Consider the following 21,488-nt stretch of genomic DNA (forward strand, 5'->3'; position numbering starts at 1 on the left):
GGCCGGTCGCTCGTATGACGTTATCAGTGTCATCTCCCGGGGCTCGGGTACGATCTCGGGGTGAAGATTCTGAGCGTCGTCGGCGCCCGTCCGCAGTTCGTCAAGCTCGCCCCCATCGCAGAAGCGGCCATCGCTGCTGGCGCTGAACACGTGATCGTGCACACCGGGCAGCACTACGACCCGATGCTCTCGGACGTGTTCTTCGCGGAGCTGGGCATCCCGAACCCCGACGTGCACCTCGGCGTCGGCTCCGGCAGCCACGGGGTGCAGACGGGCGCCATGCTCGCCGCGCTCGACGCGGTCATCGACGAGCACCGGCCCGACTGGGTGCTGGTGTACGGCGACACGAACTCGACCCTTGCCGCGACCCTCAGCGCCGTAAAGATGCACGTGCCGGTCGCGCACCTCGAGGCCGGGCTCCGCTCGTTCAATCGGCGCATGCCCGAAGAGCACAATCGGGTGCTCACCGACCACGCCGCCGACCTGTTGCTCGCCCCCACCGAGGTCGCGGCCCGTCATCTCGCCGGCGAAGGCCTCGCCGACCGCACGGTCGTGGTCGGCGACGTGATGACCGACGTGCTGTACCGCGTGCGCGACGAGGTGTCGGGCACGCCGTCACGACTCGTCGAAGAGCTGGGGCTCGAACCGGGCGGCTTCGCCGTTGCGACGATCCACCGGGCCGAGAACACCGACGACCCCGATCGGCTGAGGGCGATCGTCGCGGGGCTCGCCGCGGCCGACCGTCCGGTCGTGCTGCTCGCGCATCCGCGACTGCGCGCCCGTGCCGACGCGGCGGGCATCGCACTCGACTCGGGAAACCTCGTCGCCCACGCGCCGCTCGGCTATCCCGAGCTGATCAGCGCCGTGATGGCCGGCGGTGCGGTCGTCACCGATTCGGGCGGGTTGCAGAAGGAGGCGTTCCTGCTGCGCGTGCCGTGCACGACGATCCGAACCGAGACCGAGTGGGTCGAGACGGTCGAGCTCGGCTGGAACGTGCTGATCGACGATCCGGCCGATGTTCCGCGCTCGTTGCGGCGCGCGGCTCCCCAGCCGACCGACGCGACGCCATACGGTCAGGGCACCGCGGCGCAGCTCGTGATCAGCGAGCTCGCTGCCCGGGTCGCCGACGCGCGCTGAGCTCATCGACAGCCCTCTGCCAGATCAGCACCTGGTGCTCGGCCGAGAGCTCCTCGGCGACCGCGTGCGAGCGTGCCTTCCAGGCCTCGACGTCGGCAGTGGTCAACGCATCGTAGGCGTCGGCGATCTCCGCCGCATCGAATCCCGCCGTGACCCGGCCGAAGCCGTGCGATTCGACGTACGCCGCCATCTCGGGCGACGGCCCGACCACGACCCCCAGCCGTGCCTGCACGAAGTCGAACAGTTTGTTCGGCAGCGCCCACTCGGCGTTGAAGTTCACCGGCGGACCGGCGAACACCCCCACGTCGTACGCGTTCAGCGTCTCGACCAGCTCGCGATACGGCACGGGATCGTGGACGACGACGGAACCGACGGCCCGGGCACGCTCGCGCAGCTCTTCGAGATGCGCCGGATCGTTCGGCGTCAGGTACAGGTCCATCGAGACCGGCGCGCGCGCCAGGCCGACGGCGTCGATGAGGGCCATCAGGTTGCGGTTGCGCAGGCACACGCCGCTGTGGACCAGCCTGATCGGCGTCGCCACGGGCTGCGGCGTCAGTGGCGCGTAGGGCGCGGCATTGGTCACGACGTCGGGGCGGAACCCGAACTCCCGTTCGTACTCGCGGGCGAGACCGTTGCCGACGGTCGTCCACGATGACGCCTTCGCCACGAACGTGCTGCACATCCAGCGGACGAACGGCGCCACGAATCGGCGCCAGCGCGGCACCTCCTCCTTCTGCCGCGGCGCGTACTCGTGGAGGTCGACGTGCACCCCGCCCGCCGGCTTCAGGTCGAGCGCCAGCCCGACGGTGTCGACATCGTTCGCGAACACGACGTCGAACTCCCGCCCGCGAAGCGCGCGTCGCGCGTATGCGACGGCCGGGTTGCGCCAATACGCGAGGCGATACGACCGCAGGATCAGCGCGGCCCGGTTGTACCGCCAGTACACGCGGTCGTCGGGGATCGCGATGAACTCCTCGACCCCCTCGACCTTCGGGCCGTACCCGACGACGGTGACGGCATAGCGATGGCGCAGCGCCGAGACCTGCTTCAGCACCCGCGCGTCGGACGCGATCACCGAGAACGAGATGATCGCGAGGCTCGGACGAGGCGTCACGATCGCTGCATCAATCGCTCGACCGCCGTGGCCCAGACGATGTTCTGCCGCTCGGCCGAGAGCTCGTCGGCGGCGAGTCCTGCACTCGACTTCCATGCGGCGACCTCGTCGGTGCGCACCCCGGCGAGCACCTCGGCGATGGCCGTCGCATCGAATCCGTCGGCCACGCGCCCGATGCCGTACTCGACGACGTACGAGGCCATCTCGCGGGACGGGCCGACGATCACGCCGAGCCGGGCCTGGATGTAGTCGAAGAGCTTGTTGGGCAGCGCCCACTCGTTGTTGAAGTTCAGCGGCGGCAGTACGTGAACGCCGACATCGAACGTGTTGAGGATCGCCAGCAGCCGCGAGTACGGCACCGGGTCGTTCAGGCGCACCGTCGAAGAGGCACCGGCACGCTCCGCGATCTCGGCGAGGTGACCGGGGTCGTTGGGCGTGAGAAACAGATCGAGGGTGAACCGACCGTCGGATGCCTCGACGGCATCGATGAGCGCGATCAGGTTCCGCGAACGAAGGCAGGCGCCGCTGTGCACGAGCCTGATCGGATCCTCGACGGCGCTCGGCTTCAGGTCGGTGAACGGCGCCGCATTGACGACGAGTTCGGGTGCGAAGCCGAACTCGCGTTCGTACGCGCGGGCCAGGCCCTCGCCGACCGTGGTCCACGACTGGGCGCGCGACACGTAGCGACGGCATATCCACTCCCAGAACGGCTGGATGCGTCGCTTCCATGCGGGATTCTCCTCATGGAGCCGCGGGGTGTACTCGTGCAGGTCGGCGTGCACGCCGAAGCGGGGGCGCAGCTCGAGCGCGACCGGAACCGCCTCGACATCGTTGGCGAGGACGGCGTCGAACTCGCGGCCGCGCAAGGCCTGCCGGCTCCACGCCACTGCGCCGATTCGCCGGTACGCCGCACGGTACTGTCGCAGCGTGATCAGTCGCCCGTCGAGCTCGCGCGCCGGCAATCCGTCGGGAATCCGGATGTGGTCGATGCCGTCAGCCGAGAACTCCCCGATCGCGCAGGTCGTCACGTCGTACTCGTGCCGGAAGAGCTCGACCTGCTTGAGCACACGAGCGTCGGACGCGATCGGCGAGAACGACAGGATGAGCAGACGTCTGCGGGCCAATGGAACCTCCGGGGTCGTCATGGTCGCCACCGTACGACGGCGTAGTTGGCGTAGCGGCGCAGCACGCTCTCACGCGAGAGCGACCGCGACAGCGTGCGGGGGAACGTTCGCGCGAAGCGGCCTGCGCTCCGATGGCGGGCGATCGCGGCCACGATGCGCTCGGTGTCGACATCGGGACGCGAAATCTCGTCGATGAGCGCACGATCAGCCCGGCAGAGGTCGTCGAGCCCGCCGGGCGCGAACCCGACGATCGACGAGATGGCCTCGCGGGTCGCCGCGATGTCGTCGGCCGACCACGCGTCGACCCCGGTGCGGGGCACGATCGAGCCGAGCACGTTGATGCGCAGCAGCTTGGTCGCGAGCGAACGACGGACGCGTGCCGGCTGGGCGCGCGCACGCTCGGACGCGAGGAGCTCGAACACGGGCCCGGCGAGCACGCGCATCGACCGGGGCGTCGTGGTCACGCGCGTGCGCGCATCGGAGCCGATCACGTACGCCGGCGCGCGGCGGTCGAAGTCGATGCGCAGACCGCCGGTCCAGAGGGCGAGGCTGACAGCCTGGTCGCCGCCGGTCTGCGCGCCCTCGGTGAAGCGCAGGCCGCGCTCGTCGAGTACGTCCCGGCGAATCAGGCCGAGCGGGGCCGACCGGTAGAACATGCGGTCGCGCACCGGGTCGAGACGGGTGCGGCGCCGGGGGCGCGACAGCGGATTCAGCAGTAGCTCGCCCGACTGGTGGCGCAGCGGCGCCAGCACGATGTCGGCGCCACCCGCCTCGACATGCTCGAGCCATGCTGCGACGGCACCGGGCTCGAGGTAGTCATCGGAACCCATGATCATGACGAACGGCGCGGTCGCGAGGTCGATGCCGTGATTGAACGGCCCCTGCGGCGAGGCGATGCCGTCGGCGAACTCGACGACCCGCACGCGGGCACGGTCGTCGGGCAGCTGCGAGTCGATGGTGGTCGCCGCGATCCCATGGCACACGACCGTGACGCGAATCGGCTCGTCGCCGTGCAGCAACGACGCGACAGCACGGTCGAGGCGCCGCGTCGGGTCATGGATCGGGACGACGACATCGACGATCGGTTCGGGCGCCGAGACCCCTGGGGTCATCGACGCTCCCCGGCCCGGGCCTCGTCGGCGAGGCCCGCGAGTGCGGCCTGCACGGCGAAGTCGGGGACCGCGTCGACGACCTCGTCGAAGGTGCCGCTCGCGAGGATGCTGCCGTCGCGCATGAACACGACCTGGTCGCTGTCGCGGATCGTCGACAGGCGGTGCGCGACCGAGACGATCGTCACCTGGCCGCGCAGGTTGCGGATGGCGAAGGCCACGTCGGATTCGGTCTTGGTGTCGAGCGCGCTCGTCGCCTCGTCCATCACCAGCACGAGCGGGTCGCCGTAGAGCGCCCTCGCGATGCCGAGTCGCTGCCGCTGGCCGCCCGAGAGCGCCATGCCGCGGTCGCCGATGCGCGAATCGATGCCGCCGGGTCGCTGCTCGATCGTGTCCCACAGCTGTGCGCGCTTCAGCGCCTCGCGAACCTTGTCGCGATCGACGTCGTCGCTCCAGGTGAGCGCGACATTCTGCGCCACCGAGCCGTCGAACAGCGAGACGTCTTGGGGCACGTACCCGACGCGTGAGCGCCAGTCGAGCAGCACGTCCTCGAGGTCGACGCCGTCGAGCCTGATGCTGCCCTGGGATGGGGTGAGCAGCCCGAGCACGAGGTCGACGAGCGTGGTCTTGCCCGCCCCCGACGCCCCGGCGATGCCGAGTGTCGTGCCCATCGGGAGGACGAGGTCGACACCCTGCAGGGCGGCCTCGCTGCGCTGCGGATAGGTGAAGCGCACATCGCTCAGCACGAGACGCTGCGGCTCGCCGACGATCGGCTGTCGGCCGACGGTGTCGGCGTACCGCACGTAGTCGACCGACTTCTCGATGTCGTTGATGACGTCGTTGACGATCAGCACGTTGGCGTGCGTCTGGATCATCACGGCCTGGAAGCCCGTCAGCGACGGGACGAGGCGGTAGCCGGCGACGCCGAACAGCGCGACCGACGCGAACGCTGCAGCCATGTTGCCCCCGCTGCCGAGGAACGCCGCGCCGCCGACCAGCAGGAACCCGCCGACGAGTGCCGCATCGAACACGAACTTCGGCAGCTGGCCGAGAAAGCTCAGGTTCGACCGGGCCCGCGTGGTGTGGATGCGGTTGTCGTGCACCGCTCGCGCGACGGTCGGTGCGCTGTTGCGCAGCGTGATCTCTTTCAGGGCGTTGACCATGTCGGTCATCAGTCCGGCGACCTTGAACGAGTAGGTGCGGTTCACCCGGCCGGCCTCGATCGACTTGCGGGCGACCACGAAGTACAGCACGAAGGCGATGAGGCCCAGGTACCCGAGGGTGATGGCAGCGGTCACCGGCTGTGCGATCACGAGTACGGCGACGACGGCGATCAGGGTGGTGATCATGGTCGGGAGCGAGAGCAGGGGCAGCATGAATCCGCCGACGACGCTCGCAATGCCGACATCGGCGAGGCGGATGAGCTGCGACGTGTTGCGGCGCAGTCGCTCGGTCCACGGCGCCTTGATGTACGCGTCGAACAGGCGGTCGCCGATCTCGAGCTCGTACGACGCGAATCGCCGGGTCGCCATCCACTGCAGCCCGACCGCGAGCACCGACTTGAGGATGATCAGGCCGCACACGACCAGCAGGATCCACGCGTACCCGTCGGGCTCGACGGTGCCGATGACCGGAAGGTTGATGGGCTGGTTGTTGACCATGCCGGTGAGCGAGACGGCCAGCAGCATGAGCGCGGCGATGTCGAGGATGGCGAGGGCGCTGGAAAGCCCCACGTAGGTCCACAGGAACACACGCGCTCTCGCGGGCAGGAGCGGCAGAATGCGCCGGAACGTCTGCAGGTTAGCCTTCACTGTCGGTTCTTTCTCACTGGTGTTCGCGAATGCCGGGCCAGGGTACCGGGTCGTCCATTCGAGGCGGCGGGTTCCGCAGTGGGCGATCGATCGTCAATCCTCCCACAGCCGTCATGTCCGTATGCTGAGGGCGGGTCAGCCGAGCAGGAAGCCGCGCAGCACATCGGCCGAAACCCGCCCGTCGTGCACCGAACGGGCGAAATCGGCTCCGGCTGCGGCGACGCCGCGATAGTGGTCGCGGCGATCGAGCATGTCGAGCAGCACGGCCTCGAGCGTGTGCGGGGTCGCCTGGACGACGGGCAACTCGAGCCCATGATGCGCTGCGACCTGCTCGCGCACCTGGTCATGCACATGGCCGACCACGACCCGGCCCGCGGCCATCGCCTCGACCGCGGCGACGGAGTAGGTGCCGATGCGGAACTGCTCGAGCACGATGTCGGCGTCACCGACGTGACCGGGCATCTCGGCGGCCGGGATGCCGCTGAACTCGCGATAGTCGATGAGCCCGCGGTCGGCGAGGGACTGCACGACCGGTCGGATCAGGTCGGTCCCCTTCACCGCGGCGCGACTGGGCGCGTGCACGACGACGGGCACACGCCGCTCGAGCGGCGCGATCGCCGACTGCCATCGGGCAGGGTCGACGACGACGGGCAGCACCGTCGCCCCTGGCCAGTCGAGCAGAAGGTCGGGAGTCGACACGAACACCGGTGCGCCCACTCGCCGAAGCACGTCGTGCTTCGCCTCCGCCTGCGCCTGCAGCCTGGGCGTCGCCTCCCACACGCCGTCGCGGAACGGCGACCACTCGTCGATGCGGGCATGCCGATCGGGAAGGCGGATGTCGCTGCCGTGCGCGATCATCGCGACGCGCACCCCTACGTCGCGAAGCGCGTCGACCTCGCGCGCCACGTCATTGCCGAACCGCGAGGTGAACAGCGGCCAGACCGACTCGATCATGACGTGCGAGAACGATCGGGAGACGGCCCGGAAATGCGCCTTCTGCCATGCCTCGGATCGGACGAACACGGTGGACGGCACGCTGTAGTCGCTCGGGAACCCGAACCCGCTCGTGCCGCGATGCTGCATGTCGACGGCCCCGACACCGGGCAGGCGCTCGGCGGCACGCGCCCACGCGTACCCCTGGGCGGCCGAGTTCACGGGACCGATGTAGAGGCGTACGGGCGTCGCGGGCGCGACCGGCGGCGTCGGCCGATCACGGGGAGCGAACCCGTACTTGCGCGGGTTGACCCGCAACTGCAGGGCCTCGGGCATCGCACCCAGCGCACGCCAGGTCGCGCGGCGCAGCGCGCTCGCGCGCACCTCGCCGGACTCTGCAGGCTGCTCATCGGTCACGATCGCGGTGTCCTTCCTGCTCGTCGACCTGCTCTCGATTCCGCGAGAACCCGATTGTGCAGGTCGATGAGCCGGGCCGCCTCGTGCTGCCAGGTCAGTTCTCGTGCCGCCGCACGAGCGGCCTCGCGGTACCGCGCGGCGTCGGGCACGATCGACTCGATTGCGGCCGCGAGTTCGACCGGTGACGCGTTCGGATCAACCACCTGCCCGAGTCCGTACTCCCTGACGATCGCGGCGGCGTCCTTCGTGTTCGAGGTGATGACCGGCAGGCCCGCATGCACCGACTCGAAGAGCTTGTTCGGCAGCGAGTACTCGTACGAGAGCACGGTCGGCTGGGTCAGTGCGACCGAGACGTCGGCGTCAGCGAGCGCGGCGGACACCGCTGCGGAGTCGACGGCGCCGGCGAAGTGCACGCGATCGGCGACGCCGACGCGCTCGATGAGCCGACGCAGCCCGCCGACGTACACTTCGGTGCCCTCACCGAGCAGCACGAAGTGCGTGCCCTGCGCCAGATGCGGCACGGCCTCGATGACGCGCTCGATTCCGCGGTTGAAGGTGATGCCGCCGCAGTAGACGACGACACGCGCATCGGCCGGCAGGCCCGCGAGCTCGTGCAGCCGCCCCGACGAGGGGTCGGGCCCGCGTCCGTCGAACGGCGGGATGTTCCGCACGAGCGTGGGCAGCTCTCGCAGCGAGTAGTTGCGTTGCAGCCACTCGGCGATGCTCGGCGAGACCGTGATGACCGCGGCGGCACGGCGTGCGCCGCGGCGCTCCATAGGCCCCTCAAGTCGTTTGGCCACGGGACGATCGGCACTCACGTTGCGGTGCGTCCACAGCTCGTGCGAGTCGTAGACGAACGGGATGCGCAGGCGACGTGCGACGTGCGTCGCCACGCGCAGCGTGTTGGCATCGTGGGTGTGCACGAGCACCGGGTTCCATCGCTTCACGGCACGTCGCGCGTTTCGCCAGAACGAGAACTGCCGCACCGTGCGGTCGGCACGACGCCATTGGGTGATCACCCAGCCCTTGGCACCCCGCGGCCCGGCCGGCTCACCGGCGCGTGGGCCGGGATCGATCGCGGGAACGCCCTCTGCCGTGGGCGACTGCTGGGCGGGGGCGGCCTGCACGCTCGAGCCGGCCGGGCGCTGCGGCGACGCGCGACGCCCGCGACGCAGCATCCGCCTGACCGCCTGCCCGGCGTCGACGAGCACGTGACCGATCGACGCGATCGGCACGCGCTCGATCTCGTACCCCGCATCGTCGCGCTCGACCCCGACCGCGTACTGGCTCACGCGCGCCCCGCCGAACGCGAAGATCCGCACCTCGGCACCGGCGTCGACCGCCGCCTTCGCGATGCGTCGCACGCGGGTGTCGCGGTGCACGTCGTTGTAGACGACGAACGCGATGCGCGGAGCGGTGACGCCGCTCGCCTCATAGGTCGGTGGAGTCGTCATGCCGATCGTTCCCTCGCATTCTGTCGCACGATGTCGGCGGCGACGCGCGCGGTCGCGGCGATCGACGCATGCTCGGTCGTCCACGCGGCGAGCCGTGCAGCATCGCTGCCCCGGTCGCGCCCGAGTGCCTCGATGAGTGCGGAGGCGACCTCGACCGCGTCGTAGTCGACGGCGTGACCGAGCCGGTCGTCCTCGATGACCGCGACCGCGGCGCCGGGACCCGCGTAGACGACCGGTGTTCCGCAGGCGAGCGCCGCGTACACCTTCGTCGGAAAGGCGAAGTCGTATCCCTGTCCGGGCTTCAGGCTGACGAGCCCCGCGCGTGCCGAGCGCAGCCACGTCGCCGCCTCGGCAGGCGGAACCAGGTCGTGGAACTCGATCGACTCGGGCGCGTGCGCCCGCGCCAGCTGCCGGAGCTCCTCCCAGGCACTGCCCTGGCCGAGGAACACGAGCCGGGCCCCGGGGATCGCAGCGAGCACCGTCGGCCAGGCTCGAACGAACAGGTCGGCGCCCTGCCACTCCGACGTCGTGCCGGCGTACACCGCGGTCGGCGGCGCATCGACCACCGGACCGTCTGGCGTGAACACCCGGGTGTCGATGCCGTTGCGCACGACGGTCACCCGCTCATGCCCGGCGAGATTCCGCACGCGTTCGGCCACGCCGTCGGTCACCGCGATCACGTGACGAGCGCCCCGCAACGCCCAGCGCTCGAGCCCGCGCACGACACGGACGACGAACCCAGGGGCACCGGTCGACTCCGCGGCATCCGACCAGATGTCGGCCGCGTAGTAGACGTACGGCGTGCGCCGCAGCGCGCACACGAGTCGTACGACGAACCCGGTCGTGGGCGGCGGCTCGGTCACGACGACGTCGCTGCGGCGCGCGAAGAGCAGGCGGAAGAAGAGCGGGACGTCGAAGCTCAGGTACTGCAGGTACCCGCGCACCTGCCCGGTGCGATCGCGCAGCACCGGAGCTCGCCTGACCCACACGTTCGGCAGCTCGTGCACGGCATCGTCGATCCGTGCGTCGCCAGCACGTGCCGAGGGCTTCGTCGTGAGCACCGTCACCCGATCGCCCCGCGCGGCCAACGCCTCGGCGAGCGCCGAGAGCCGGTATGCGGCGGCAGCCGGCTCGGGCGCGTAGATGCGGCTGGTGATCACGACTCGCATCGGCGAGGTGCCTCGTTTCACGTACCTGATGCTAGAACTCGACGGAGTCGCCGGTCGTCGCCGAGCGGATGACCCCCTCGACGACCTCGAGCGTGCGCAACCCCTCGTCCATCGTCACCACTTCGAACCGCTCGCCGAGCACCGCGTCGCGGAACGCCTCGTGTTCGACTCGCAGCGGCTCGCGCTTCGCGAAAGCGAACCGCGTCATGTCGCCCTCGCTCACACCGCGGAACGCCGAGACGGCCTCCCACTCGGTCGGCACGGTGCCGTTGCGGAAGAAGGTGAGGTCGCCGGTCGAGGTGTCGGCGACGAAGGAGCCGAGCTCGCCCGTGACGATGGTGACGCGCTCCTTCATGGGGCTCAGCCAGTTCACGATGTGGCTGACGAGCACCCCGTTCTGCAGCCGCCCGGTGGCGAGCACCATGTCTTCATACTCGCGGCCGCTCTTGTGCAGCGTCTGCGCGGCGATCGACGCGTACTCGCTCTGGGCGACCCACGCGGTGAGGTCGACATCGTGCGACCCCAGGTCTTTCACGACGCCGACATCGGCGATGCGCGCCGGGAACGGACCCTGACGGCGAGTGGCGATCTGGTACACCTCGCCCACGTCACCGGCCGCGATACGACGGCGCAGCTCCTGGAGTGCGGGATTGAATCGCTCGATGTGCCCCACGGCACCCACGAGGCCGCGGGCCTTGAACGCCTCGACCATCTCGCGCCCCTGCTCGACGGTCTGCGCGATGGGCTTCTCGACGAGCGTGTGCACACCGGCCTCGGCGAGCTTCATCGCCGCGTCGTAGTGGAAGCGGGTGGGGATCGCGACGACCGCGATGTCGATGCCGGTCGCGATCATCGCCTCGACATCGGGAAGGATCGCGAGGTCGCCGGCGACGCCGTGCGGGTCGCCGCCCGGGTCGGCGATGGCCACAAGGTCGACACCCGGGAGCTCGCGAAGCACTCGGGCATGGTGGCGGCCCATCATGCCGACGCCGAGGAGGCCGGCGCGCAGCTCGGCCATCAGGCGCCCGCTCCGGCGAGGGCGTTCACGCCTTCGACGATGCGTTCGAGGTCGCGTCGGCTCAGCGACGGATGCACCGGCAGGGAGACGACCTCGGCCGCGGCACGCTCGGTCTGCTCGAGGTGAAGCCCCGGTGCGAAGTGCTCGAGCGACGCGAGCCGGTGGTTGGGGACGGGATAGTAGACACCGCTGCCGACGCCGTACTGCTGCTTGAGGGCGGCGACGAACCCGTCGCGGTCTTCGGGAACCCGGATCGTGTACTGGTGGTAGACGTGCACGGCGCCGTCGGCCACCGGCGGCACCGTCACGCCGCGCAGCTCGCGGTCGAGGGTCGCAGCGTTCGCCCGCCGCGCCGCGGTCCATGCGCCGACCTTCGTCAGCTGCACACGGCCGATCGCCGCGTGGATGTCGGTCATGCGGGCGTTGAACCCGACGACCTCGTTCTGGTACTGCGCCTCCATGCCCTGGTTGCGCAGCAGCTTGACCGCGCGCACGAGCTCTGCCGAATCGCAGCTCACCATGCCGCCCTCACCGCTGGTCATGTTCTTGGTCGGGTAGAGGCTGAACATCGCGAACCGACCGAACGTGCCGACGTTGCGGCCGTGCAGCGAGGCCCCGTGCGCCTGCGCGGCGTCTTCGAACAGGGCCAGGCCGCGCCGCTCGGCGAGTTCACCGAGTTCGGTCATGCGGGCCGGGTGGCCGTACAGGTGCACGGGCATGATCGCCGCCGTGCGCTCGGTGATCGCCGCTTCGACGGCCGCGGGGTCGAGGCTGAACTGCTCGGGCTCGATGTCGGCGAACACGGGGGTGGCCCCAGTGAGCGCGACCGAGTTCGCCGTCGCCGCGAACGTGAACGACGGCACGATGACCTCGTCGCCCGGGCCGATGCCGGCCGCCAGCAGGCCGAGGTGCAGGCCCGAGGTGCCCGAGTTCACGGCCACCGAGGCACGACCCTGCACGAGCACGTCGGCGAACTCCTGCTCGAACGCCGCGACCTCGGGTCCCTGCGCGACCATGCCGGAGCGCAGCACGCGATCGACTGCCTCCCGCTCGTCATCGCCGATGATCGGCTTCGCGGGGGGAATGAACGCGTCAGTCATTCGTTGTTACCTCTCTCAGGGCTCCGTCGGCCTCTGCGTATCTCGTGGACGTCACGGGGCACCGCCATTCGTCGCCATCGCGCTCGAGCGGTTGACCGGCCCGTCCGACCCAGCCGATGCGCCGGGCGGGGACGCCCACCATGAGGGCGTGGTCGGGCACGTCTTTCGTGACCACGGCACCTGCCGCGATCGTGGCCCACGCACCGATGGTAACCGGCGCGACGCATACCGCGCGCGCGCCGATCGACGCCCCCTCGCGAATCGTGACTCCGACGGCCTCCCAGTCGTGGGCGCTCTTGAGCGTGCCGTCGGGATTCACCGCACGCGGGTAGGTGTCGTTGGTGAGCACGACGGCCGGGCCGATGAACACCCCGTCGCCGAGCACGGCGGGCTCGTAGACGAGTGCGTAGTTCTGCACCTTGCAGTTGTCACCGAGCCGCACTCCGGTGCCGATGTAGGCTCCCCGGCCGATGACGCAGTTCTCGCCGAGCACCGCCGATTCGCGCACCTGTGCGAGGTGCCAGACGGAGCTGCCGTCGCCGATCGTCGCCTCAGCGGAGACATCGGCGGACTCGGCGACGCGAATGCGCGAAGTGGGTGACAAGCGGGGACTCCTATGCCTGAACGGCGGTCGCGGGTGCGCGCCCAGCCTATCCTGTTCTGCAAGAATGGCCTGATGGACAGTTCCGCCCAGGTCGACCCGCGGCGCCACTCACGCGACACCTGGATCGTGATCCCGCTGTACAACGAAGAATCCGTCATCGGTCGCGTCGTCGCAGAGCTCCGCGAGCATTTCGACCACATCGTGTGCATCGACGACGGCAGCACCGACGGCTCGATCGCCGCGGCAGAGGCGGCCGGAGCACGCGTGCTGCGGCATCCCGTCAATCTCGGCCAGGGCGCCGCCCTGCAGACCGGTTTCGAGTACGTGCGCACGCAACCCGACGCCCGCTACATCGTCACGTTCGATGCCGACGGCCAGCACCGCATCGAAGACGCGATGCTCATGCTCGACCTCGCCGAGCGCGACGACGTGGCCATCGTCTTCGGCTCGCGATTCCTCGACGACCGCACGAACCCGGGCTGGGTCAAGCGAGTCGTGCTGAAGACGGCCGTATGGGTCACCAACCGCACCACCGGCCTCGAACTCACCGACGCGCACAACGGGCTCCGCGTGATCAGAACCGATGCGGCGTCGCGCATCACCCTCGAACAGGACCGCATGGCGCACGCCACCGAGATCGTGCTCAAGCTCGGCCGCACCGGTCTGCCGTGGCGCGAGTTCCCGGTCGAGCTCCTGTACACCGACTACTCGAAATCGAAGGGCCAGTCCGTGCTGAACTCGGTCAACATCCTCGTCGACCTGCTGGTGAAGTGACCCATGTGGATCCAGATCCTCCTCGTCGTGGCCGTCATCGTGATCGGCCTGTTCCTCGCCCGCCCCGCGGGCGGCGACAGCCACCTCGCGATCCGGCGACTGTTCATGTTCGCGTTCGTCCTCGTCGCGATCGTGTCGATCCTGTTCCCCCAGTGGCTGAGTTACATCGCCAACCTCATCGGGGTGGGCCGTGGAGCCGACCTGTTGCTGTACGCGCTCGTGCTCGCGTTCCTCATCTCGGTCGCGACGACCTACCGGCGCAACGTGCAGCTCAACCGCCGCATCACCCACCTCGCACGTGAGATCACCCTCGCCCGCGCCCAGGCCGAAGACGCGCTGCGCCGCGCCGCCGCGGTCGACACGGCGACGCGTGGCGACCGCCCCCCGGTCGTCGACGCGCCGCGTCGTGACGACGCCGCCGACCAGGTCGGCTGAGCCCGAACCGCCGACTGATCAGTCGCAGGCCGTGATCCGGTAGAGCACGGCATCGCCCTCACGGTCGACCGCTTCGGCGACGCCGGCCTCCTCGAGGTCCTTCAGGCCCACGAACGGCGTCGACCCGTCGATCCGGACCCCGGTCTCGCCGGAGTCGCGGAAGTAGGTGCCGAAGTCGAGCACGTGGGTCACACCCGCCTCGCGCACCGCCTCGCACACCGCGGGGTCGTCGAGTGCCTCGTTCAGCTTCTCGTTGATGAGCGGAGCCTGCGGGAACACGTACGAGTTGAAGTGCGGGTTGAGCATGTGGCGGCCCGTCAGGGCATACGCGAACGCCGCGCCCGTCCACGGATTGCCGGCGATCACCGCGTCTTCGGCGACATGCTCGGGAATCCGCTCGATGAGCGCCCGCTCGCTGCCGGACAGGATCGGAGCGTCCTCGGCGTCGGTGTACGCGCGGGCGGTCAACGCGAGCTGACCCCAGACGGCAGCGCTCTGCGTGCCGACGACGAGAAGCGCGAGCAGGCCGGCCGCGACCACGGTCGCCCGGGCGGTCGCCGGTTGCACGCCGATCCTCGGCAGCACGAAGCGCTGCACCGCCCGCCAGAGCGCGAGCGCACCGAAGACGGCCATCGGCACGGCGACGATGATGAGCAGCGCCGCGAGTCGAGGCGGGTCGCGATAGAAGATGCCGGTGACGAGCGCTCGAAGCCGCCACGACGGCCCGCCCGCCGCGACGACGAACAGCAGCACGGCCATGGCCCAGCCGGCGACGAACCACAGCTTGTCCCGACGGCGGATCAGGTCGACGACGCCGACGATCGTGAGCACGCCGGCGACGATCGCGATGACCCGGCCGTCGAAGCCGTACGTCACTGCCTCGAACAGGGCGATGAACGCGTTCGTGTACGCGGGCCATGGCGTGTTCTCGCCGATGCGGCCGAACCAGACCCACGCGGCGGCGAACACGATGAGGGCCAGCGCGAGCACGAGCCATCCGGCCGCTCGCCGCCAACCCGACTGCGTGCGCACGGCGCCCACGATCCTGAACACCGCGAGCGGCAGCGTGATCGCCGCCCAGCCGAAGGCGGCGGCCGGCTGCGCGAACGCGATGGCGACGAGGGCGATCACGAGGAGCACCGAACGGAAGATGAGCCCGCGGCGGTGCCAGACGCGCTCCTGGCCGAGCGAGAATCCCAGCGCGAGGGCGATCGGCAGCAGTGCCAGCCCGAGGAAGTAGGGGTAGAGCACGCCGAACGTGAGCATCCACAGCGGGAACGCCGGGAAGGCGGCGCTCAATACCCCGACCGCGGCGATGGCCGCGCGGCTCTTCGGCAGCAGCGACCGCATGAGCAGCATGCAGCCGGCCGGCCAGACGAGCGCGGCGACCGCGAGGTTCACCGCATTGACGGCGGCCGGGATCGCGACGTCGGCCGATGCGGCGACGAGCGAGGTCACGCCGTGCCATCCGGCCGGGTAGAACGCGGTCTGCCCTGCCGGGAGCACGAGCCCCTGGATGTCGAACGACGAGGCGCTTCCGGTCTCGACGATGTACCTGATGCCGTTGAGGTGGAAGAACGCGTCGAAGGTCTGCGAGATGCTGTCGGGGCGCTGGAATCCGATGACCAGCTGCACGCCGATGATGAGCGCGGCGACCGTGAGCGACCCGATGGTCCACCAGGTGAAGAGCGGTTCGGGTGCGGGGCCCTTGGCTGCCCGACGCCGCACGAGCTGCCGTGCGGTCCCCGCCACGATCGCCACCGCCCCGGCGGCCGCGGAGACGGTGAGCAGCGACCAGTCGATGCCCAGCCGGCCGAAGACGATCGCCGCGATCGACACGAACGCCACGGTGATGGCCGGCGCCGTCGCCCACAACGTGAACCTGCGCGCACCGATCGCGAGGCCGAGCGCGAGGCCGGGCACGTAGAGCACCGCGACCGCGAGCAGGAGGACCGGCGCGAACTCCAGCCAGGTCATGCCGGCGTCCGCGAACGCCACTCGTGCGCGCGCCAGGCGGAGACGACCATCTCGTCGAGGGTGCGGGACGACCGCCAACCGAGGTCCGCGGCGATGCGACTGGCATCGGCGACGACCGAGGGCGGGTCCCCGGGCCGTGGCGGGTCGACGATCGGGTCGAATGCTTCGCCCGAGGCGCCCGCGAGGCTCGCCAGCACCTCGCGCACGCTCGCGCCCTGCCCCGTGCCCACGTTGTAGACCGTGGCGTCTGCGGGGCCGCCGGCCGCGCCGAGGGCGTCGAGCGCGTCGAGCGATGCGAGGTGCGCCTCGGCGAGGTCCATCACGTGGACGTAGTCACGGACCCCGGTGCCGTCGGGGGTGTCGAACGAGTCGCCGAAGACGACCGGGGCGAGCCCGCGCACGGTGCGGTCGATCGCGATCGTCACGAGGTTCTGCACGTTCGGGTCGCCGAGGTCGTCCCATCCGGCGCCGGCGACGTTGAAGTAGCGAAGGGTGACCGATCGCAGTCCGTGGGCCGGGGCCGCGTCGCGCACGAGCCACTCGCCCACCAGCTTGGTCTCGCCGTAGGGGTTGATCGGCTCGGTCGCCGCGTCTTCGGTGACGGGTGCGCCGCTCGGGATGCCGTACACCGCGGCCGACGACGAGTACACGAGTCGCGTCACGCCCGCGAGCGCGCACGCCTCGACGACGTTCGCGAGCGAGCCGATGTTGTCGCGGAAGTACATGGCGGGGTGCGCGACGGACTCCCCGACCTGCTTGCGGGCCGCAAGGTGGATGATGCTCTCGACCGAGTACCGCTCGATGGTCGCTCGCAGCCGGTCGACCGCGTCGGCTGCCGCGAGGTCGAACGTGACGAGCGGGGTGTCGCCCAGTCGGGCGGGGTCACCGCTCGACAGGTCGTCGACGACCACCACGTCGTCGCCCCGTTCGCGGAGCAGCCTGACGATATGCGCGCCGATGTAGCCGGCTCCGCCGGTGATGAGGACAGACACGTCGCACAGCATACCCGGGCAGGTCGGAGGCTTCGCTGTGCGCCCGGTCAGTACCGCACGACCCCTGTTGCGCTCGTCCACCGCAGCCGCACGTGCGTGAACTCCTGCTCGAGCACGCCGCCGGCGAGCTGACGCGTGCTGTCCTTCGGGTACCCGAGCGTCGCCGAGGCGCCGTTCGCGAAGTAGTACTCGCCGATCGGACGCGCGATGCGATCGATGCTCGAGGCCGGCGACCAGATGAGCCAGCCGTTCTGGAACTCCTGGCTGTAGCCGCCGCCTGCCCCCGGTGCACGGGCCGCGACCGGGTGGCCGAGCACGCCGGCAGGCCCGCCGAGCGCCGTGTACGACGCGGCGATCACGCCGCCCGTCGTGACGAACCCGGTGCTCGCGGTCCACGACAGCCACCCCCGTTCGAAGCGCTGCGTCGCGCCGCCCGCGTAGGTCTTCGTGCTGTCGAGCGGATGTCCCAGGGTTCCGCCGACACCCCCGAGCCGCTGGTACTCCCCGTTGAGTGCGCCCGAGACGTAGTGGATGCCCTTGGTCGGCGACGAGTACAGCGCGCCACGGGTGAACTGCTGGCTGAGTCCCCCGCCCGGCTCGGCGCGTTGCGCGGCCGCCGGATAGCCGAGCAGGCCGCCGGCCCCGCCGAGTGCCCAGTGCGATGCGCCGAGCCGACCGACCGTCTGGTCGTGCCCGGTCGCCGCCGACCAGTACAGCCAGCCGTTGCGGAATCGCTGGCCCTGCCCGTCGGCGTACGACCTCGTGCTGTCGACCGGTGCGCCGAGCGCGCCCCCCGCGCCGCCGAGGCTCGCGTATCCGCTGTGCATCGAGGCGAGCACGAAATGGGTGCCCCCCGTGGGCGAGTGGTACAGCACGCCTCGCTCGAACGACTGCAGCACCCAGTCGCCGCTCCCCGCCTTCTGGGCGGCGATCGGGTAGCCGAGCGTGCCCGCGGGCCCCTGGAGTGCCTGGTACGACCTCGCGATCGCCCCCGAGACCCGGTGGATGCCCGTCGTCGGCGAGGCCCACAGCCATCCGCCCACGAAACTCTGGCCGATGCCGTTGTTCGGCCCGCCGATAATGCGATCGAGCGGGAACCCCATCACGCCGGACGGACCGTTGAGGGCGACGTACGAATTGAGGATCCTGCCCGACACGAGGTGGATGCTCGTCGTCGGCGACCAGTACAGCGATCCCCGCTGGAAGGCCTGGCTCGAGCCGGACCTCGGCTCGCCCCTCGGGTCGGTCAGGGGATAGCCGAGTGTTCCCGGAGGTCCTCCGAGCGCGATGAAGGACTTGCCGATGGAACCCGCCGTGCGGTGCGCGCCGGTCGGCGAGGACCAGTACGCCCAGCCCTTCTGGAACTCCTGTCCGACGCCGCCGTCGGCGTAGTTCACCGGCGGGTCGGTCGCGGGCCCGAGGATTCCGCCCGCCCCACCCGTCGACGCGAACAGCGCGGCGAGCCGGGGATCGACGACGGGAGCGTTCGCCGACCCGAACCAGTCGGTGAACATGCGCCAGAAGTTGCGGTTGCCGTAACTCGAGCATGCGTCGCCGGTGCCGTAGAGGTTCGCGAGCGCGGCCGCGTTCGGCCGGTACGGCGTGTAGAGGTAGAGCCCGGCGGTCGCCTGATTCTGGATGTACACCTGCGACGAGCCGCAGCCGGCGTTCGGATGCCACAGGATGGTGTTCGTCCGTCCGGCCTGGTAGGCACGTCCCGCGGGCCTGGCCCGGTACTTCTTGAACTGCCACGACGCCTGGTACACCTGATTGAAGAAGCCGTAGTATGCGGTGTCGCAGGCGGCGGTGTCGGGACATCCGTACCCGGTCGCCGACCGGTACTGGCGGGCCGATGGCCACGTGTCGCTGACGAGTCCCTGCTCCTTCTCGAGCAGCACGATCAACGCACGCGGGTTGATGCCGCAGGCCCGCGCCACCTTGGAGATGATCTGCGCGGCGCTCTCGTTCGCGACGCCGGCGTAGGCCGCGCATCCTTCGCTGCGGGCGGGCTGCGACGTCGTCGTCTGTCGGTAGTCCTTCAGGCAGACGTATCCGACGCGACACGTCGGCACCCGCGCGTTCAGGAACGACTGGATCTGCGCGACCGTCATCGTGCTGCTGTCGTAGAAGACGGCGTCGCTGATGATCATGCCGGGGTTGAAATCGCGTCCGTCGGCCGCCGATGCGTCCGTCGCCGGTGACACGGTAGCGTTGAGACCGACGCCCCCGACGATGAGCAGCGCAGCCAGCACCGCCCCCAACCACCTCCGCGCGCCGTTCATGCCGAGCCCCCGAACCGATGCGCCGTCGGCTGGCGCAACGGCACCATGGTAAGAGCAATCGGTCGCGGCCGCAGTCGTTCGCACCGCGCGCCGCGGATCGGCGTCCGCGAGTCATCACGCACCCCGTCGGCCCGGTCGACGCGGTCTCGCCCGCTGTCAGCTCGGCGCGCGCCCCGCGATCAGCCGCCGGTAGGCGACCTTGCGCAAGCGCTCGGGAACGAACCGGTACACCCCGCGCACGGTCACGTTGCGCAGGTACTCCCACCGCGTGGTGAAGCGGATGCCCCGCAGCGCGCGCTGCAGCGCGAGTTCGCTGCGCCACTGCGCTCGCCCGCCGCGGCGGGCGTACGCCCCGGCGCCGACGCGGTACATCACGAGCGGGTCGGGGATGTTCTCGACGGATGCCCCGGCGTCGATCATCCTCGCGAACAACCAGTAGTCCTCCATCAGCCCGAGGGGCTGATAGCCGCCCGCCCGAGCGACGGCGGACTTGCGGTACATCACCGTGGGGTGGCTGAACGGGTCGTGGAACCGCGCGTAGCGCGCGATCTCGTCGTGTCCGGTGCGAGGGGTGCGCCGCCCGACGATGGCCCCGCCGTCGTCGAGGAACTCGAACATGCCGGTGCCGACCAGGTCGACGCCGGCGTCGATGACCGGCAGCTGCCTCGCGAACCGCTCGGGCAGCGAGATGTCATCGGCGTCCATGCGGGCCACGATCTCGTGCTCGGCGAGCTCGAGCCCGATCGACAGCGCTCGGGCGAGCCCGACGTTCTCGTCGATGACGTGACGGGTGACGGGAACCGGGCTCGCCTCGACGACACGGTCGATCGCGGCGGCGAGGTCGTCGCCGACCGGCCCGTCTTGCACGAGCACGACCTGCGACGGCTTCAGCGACTGCTCGTCGACGCTCGACGAGAACGCCTTGGCGAAGTGCGCGGCATCGTCGCCGCGGTAGACGGGCATCAGCAGCGCGAACCCGTCGCTCACGACGGCTCCACCCGTTGCACGGCGTCGGATGCGCGACCGAGCCCCGCGAGCGCCATGGCGTTGGGCCGCGGCCGCGTGCGGGTGCCGTCACGGTACCCGCGCTTCCAGCCGTCGCGCAGCACGTGGCGCTCGTGCGAGCGGGCGATCGCCCGCATCCACCGGCGCACGCTCGAGGCGCCGTACAGCACCTTCTCGCCCGTGGAGAGGCTCGACGAACGCCGGAACATCCAGAGCTTGTTGCGCACCTCGTAGTAGAACCGCGGCCCCGGGTCGGCGTCGGTCGACCCGAGCACCTTGGTCTTGTGCACGACCACCGACGCGGGCACGTGGATGCCCCGCCGCCCGCGCAGGGCGCGCGTGGAGTACTCGAAGTCGTCGTTCCAGATGAAGTAGTCGGCGATGGGAAGGCCGATCTCTCGGACGACGTCGGCGCGGACGAGCATCGACACGAACGACGTGCTGCGGATCGCGATGCCTCCGTGGCGGGCCGCGGCGATGCGTTCGTCGCGCGAGACGAACGGCTTCTGGCGGGGCGTGTTCATGGGGTGCTCGCTGCCGTCGTGCCAGACGACCCGCGAGCCCGCGACGACGGCGTCGGTGCCCTCGACCGCCGCGAGCAGTTCGGCGAGCGCGCCTTCGGTGGGCACGGTGTCGTCGTCCATGAGCCACAGCCAGTCGGGCTCGTGGTCGGCGAGCGCCACGGCCATGCCTGCGGCGAAGCCGCCGGCACCGCCGGTGTTGCGCGACAGCGAGACGAGGTCCACGAGCTCGCCTGCGGCGCGCGCGACCTCGGCCGAGCCGTCGGTCGAGGCGTTGTCGACGACGACGACCCGCGTGAGCGGGGTGCGCTGGGCTGCGAGCGATGCGAGCACCTCGGCGAGCAGCTCGGCGCGATTGTAGGCGACGACGACCGCGACGACGCGCGCTGGCTCAGGTGACGGACTCATCGACTCTCGCAGAAGGGTGGGGAAGGCTCTCCCCTATCTTGCCCTGTCCGGGCCGGCCGACTCTCCACAGGGCACCGCACTCAGGGCTTTCACCGACGGCCGGA

At 70.3% G+C, this 21,488-nt stretch carries 18 protein-coding genes; 3 read left to right on the forward strand and 15 right to left on the reverse strand.

Features of this window, described 5'->3' with window-relative positions:
- The first annotated feature begins 60 nt into the window (after nucleotides 1-60).
- Entirely contained in the window at nucleotides 61-1,137 is a 1,077-nt protein-coding gene (gene wecB, locus LSF15_RS01700) for a non-hydrolyzing UDP-N-acetylglucosamine 2-epimerase (RefSeq protein ID WP_232496788.1), read from the forward strand.
- On the opposite strand, the gene LSF15_RS01705 is transcribed toward wecB, so the two are convergent.
- The 10 genes from LSF15_RS01705 to LSF15_RS01750 form a co-directional block, all read right to left on the reverse strand.
- Nucleotides 1,100-2,251: a glycosyltransferase family protein gene (locus LSF15_RS01705; RefSeq protein ID WP_232496789.1), complete on the reverse strand. Its 1,152-nt coding sequence runs from the start codon at nucleotides 2,249-2,251 to the stop codon at nucleotides 1,100-1,102. The two genes, wecB and LSF15_RS01705, sit on opposite strands and share 38 nt — an antisense overlap.
- Entirely contained in the window at nucleotides 2,248-3,396 is a 1,149-nt protein-coding gene (locus LSF15_RS01710; RefSeq protein ID WP_232496790.1) for a glycosyltransferase family protein, read from the reverse strand. The genes LSF15_RS01705 and LSF15_RS01710 overlap by 4 nt, the downstream gene beginning before the upstream one ends.
- Nucleotides 3,393-4,487 (reverse strand): glycosyltransferase family 2 protein, encoded by a 1,095-nt coding sequence (locus LSF15_RS01715; RefSeq protein WP_232496791.1) that lies wholly within the window; start codon nucleotides 4,485-4,487, stop codon nucleotides 3,393-3,395. The genes LSF15_RS01710 and LSF15_RS01715 overlap by 4 nt, the downstream gene beginning before the upstream one ends.
- Nucleotides 4,484-6,295, reverse strand: coding sequence for an ABC transporter ATP-binding protein (locus LSF15_RS01720; protein ID WP_232496792.1), 1,812 nt, complete (start codon nucleotides 6,293-6,295; stop codon nucleotides 4,484-4,486). Before LSF15_RS01720 ends, LSF15_RS01715 begins: the two co-directional genes overlap by 4 nt.
- Before the next feature lie 135 nt (nucleotides 6,296-6,430).
- Entirely contained in the window at nucleotides 6,431-7,645 is a 1,215-nt protein-coding gene (locus tag LSF15_RS01725) for a glycosyltransferase (RefSeq protein WP_232496793.1), read from the reverse strand.
- On the reverse strand, nucleotides 7,642-9,099 hold the full coding sequence (locus LSF15_RS01730; protein ID WP_232496794.1) for a glycosyltransferase: 1,458 nt from the start codon (nucleotides 9,097-9,099) through the stop codon (nucleotides 7,642-7,644). The genes LSF15_RS01725 and LSF15_RS01730 overlap by 4 nt, the downstream gene beginning before the upstream one ends.
- Entirely contained in the window at nucleotides 9,096-10,289 is a 1,194-nt protein-coding gene (locus LSF15_RS01735; RefSeq protein WP_232496795.1) for a glycosyltransferase family 4 protein, read from the reverse strand. Before LSF15_RS01735 ends, LSF15_RS01730 begins: the two co-directional genes overlap by 4 nt.
- 10 nt (nucleotides 10,290-10,299) lie before the next feature.
- On the reverse strand, nucleotides 10,300-11,286 hold the full coding sequence (locus LSF15_RS01740) for a Gfo/Idh/MocA family protein (RefSeq protein ID WP_232496796.1): 987 nt from the start codon (nucleotides 11,284-11,286) through the stop codon (nucleotides 10,300-10,302).
- Nucleotides 11,286-12,386, reverse strand: a complete 1,101-nt coding sequence (locus tag LSF15_RS01745; protein ID WP_232496797.1) for a DegT/DnrJ/EryC1/StrS family aminotransferase — start codon at nucleotides 12,384-12,386, stop codon at nucleotides 11,286-11,288. The genes LSF15_RS01740 and LSF15_RS01745 overlap by 1 nt, the downstream gene beginning before the upstream one ends.
- Nucleotides 12,379-12,990, reverse strand: coding sequence for an acyltransferase (locus LSF15_RS01750; protein WP_232496798.1), 612 nt, complete (start codon nucleotides 12,988-12,990; stop codon nucleotides 12,379-12,381). Before LSF15_RS01750 ends, LSF15_RS01745 begins: the two co-directional genes overlap by 8 nt.
- Nucleotides 12,991-13,062: 72 nt before the next feature.
- Between LSF15_RS01750 and LSF15_RS01755 the strand changes: the two genes are divergently transcribed.
- Nucleotides 13,063-13,764, forward strand: a complete 702-nt coding sequence (locus tag LSF15_RS01755) for a glycosyltransferase family 2 protein (protein ID WP_232496799.1) — start codon at nucleotides 13,063-13,065, stop codon at nucleotides 13,762-13,764.
- 3 nt (nucleotides 13,765-13,767) lie between these two features.
- Nucleotides 13,768-14,199, forward strand: a complete 432-nt coding sequence (locus LSF15_RS01760; RefSeq protein WP_232496800.1) for a DUF2304 domain-containing protein — start codon at nucleotides 13,768-13,770, stop codon at nucleotides 14,197-14,199.
- An 18-nt stretch (nucleotides 14,200-14,217) separates the two neighbouring features.
- On the opposite strand, the gene LSF15_RS01765 is transcribed toward LSF15_RS01760, so the two are convergent.
- The 5 genes from LSF15_RS01765 to LSF15_RS01785 form a co-directional block, all read right to left on the reverse strand.
- Complete coding sequence (locus LSF15_RS01765; protein WP_232496801.1) at nucleotides 14,218-16,176, reverse strand: DUF6541 family protein; 1,959 nt, start codon at nucleotides 16,174-16,176, stop codon at nucleotides 14,218-14,220.
- Nucleotides 16,173-17,168 carry a UDP-glucose 4-epimerase GalE gene (gene galE / locus LSF15_RS01770; protein ID WP_232496802.1) on the reverse strand — a complete coding sequence of 332 codons (996 nt, stop codon included), beginning with the start codon at nucleotides 17,166-17,168 and terminating at the stop codon, nucleotides 16,173-16,175. Before galE ends, LSF15_RS01765 begins: the two co-directional genes overlap by 4 nt.
- A 47-nt stretch (nucleotides 17,169-17,215) precedes the next feature.
- A complete protein-coding gene (locus LSF15_RS01775) occupies nucleotides 17,216-19,450 on the reverse strand; it encodes an LGFP repeat-containing protein (protein ID WP_232496803.1) in 2,235 nt (744 codons plus the stop codon).
- Between the two features lie 156 nt (nucleotides 19,451-19,606).
- Nucleotides 19,607-20,437 carry a glycosyltransferase gene (locus LSF15_RS01780; RefSeq protein ID WP_232496804.1) on the reverse strand — a complete coding sequence of 277 codons (831 nt, stop codon included), beginning with the start codon at nucleotides 20,435-20,437 and terminating at the stop codon, nucleotides 19,607-19,609.
- A complete protein-coding gene (locus tag LSF15_RS01785; protein ID WP_232496805.1) occupies nucleotides 20,434-21,384 on the reverse strand; it encodes a glycosyltransferase in 951 nt (316 codons plus the stop codon). Before LSF15_RS01785 ends, LSF15_RS01780 begins: the two co-directional genes overlap by 4 nt.
- Nucleotides 21,385-21,488: the final 104 nt, after the last annotated feature.

The organism is Agromyces humatus (assembly GCF_021228295.1).
Lineage (GTDB): Bacteria > Actinomycetota > Actinomycetes > Actinomycetales > Microbacteriaceae > Agromyces > Agromyces humatus.

Coding starts and splice junctions, on each gene's coding strand:
- LSF15_RS01710 (WP_232496790.1), bottom strand. CDS start 3,396: ATGACGACCCCGGAGGTTCCATTGGCCCGCAGACGTCTGCTCATCCTG.
- LSF15_RS01715 (WP_232496791.1), bottom strand. CDS start 4,487: ATGACCCCAGGGGTCTCGGCGCCCGAACCGATCGTCGATGTCGTCGTC.
- LSF15_RS01730 (WP_232496794.1), bottom strand. CDS start 9,099: ATGACGACTCCACCGACCTATGAGGCGAGCGGCGTCACCGCTCCGCGC.
- LSF15_RS01740 (WP_232496796.1), bottom strand. CDS start 11,286: ATGGCCGAGCTGCGCGCCGGCCTCCTCGGCGTCGGCATGATGGGCCGC.
- LSF15_RS01745 (WP_232496797.1), bottom strand. CDS start 12,386: ATGACTGACGCGTTCATTCCCCCCGCGAAGCCGATCATCGGCGATGAC.
- LSF15_RS01755 (WP_232496799.1), top strand. CDS start 13,063: ATGGACAGTTCCGCCCAGGTCGACCCGCGGCGCCACTCACGCGACACC.
- LSF15_RS01760 (WP_232496800.1), top strand. CDS start 13,768: ATGTGGATCCAGATCCTCCTCGTCGTGGCCGTCATCGTGATCGGCCTG.
- LSF15_RS01765 (WP_232496801.1), bottom strand. CDS start 16,176: ATGACCTGGCTGGAGTTCGCGCCGGTCCTCCTGCTCGCGGTCGCGGTG.
- LSF15_RS01775 (WP_232496803.1), bottom strand. CDS start 19,450: ATGAACGGCGCGCGGAGGTGGTTGGGGGCGGTGCTGGCTGCGCTGCTC.
- LSF15_RS01785 (WP_232496805.1), bottom strand. CDS start 21,384: ATGAGTCCGTCACCTGAGCCAGCGCGCGTCGTCGCGGTCGTCGTCGCC.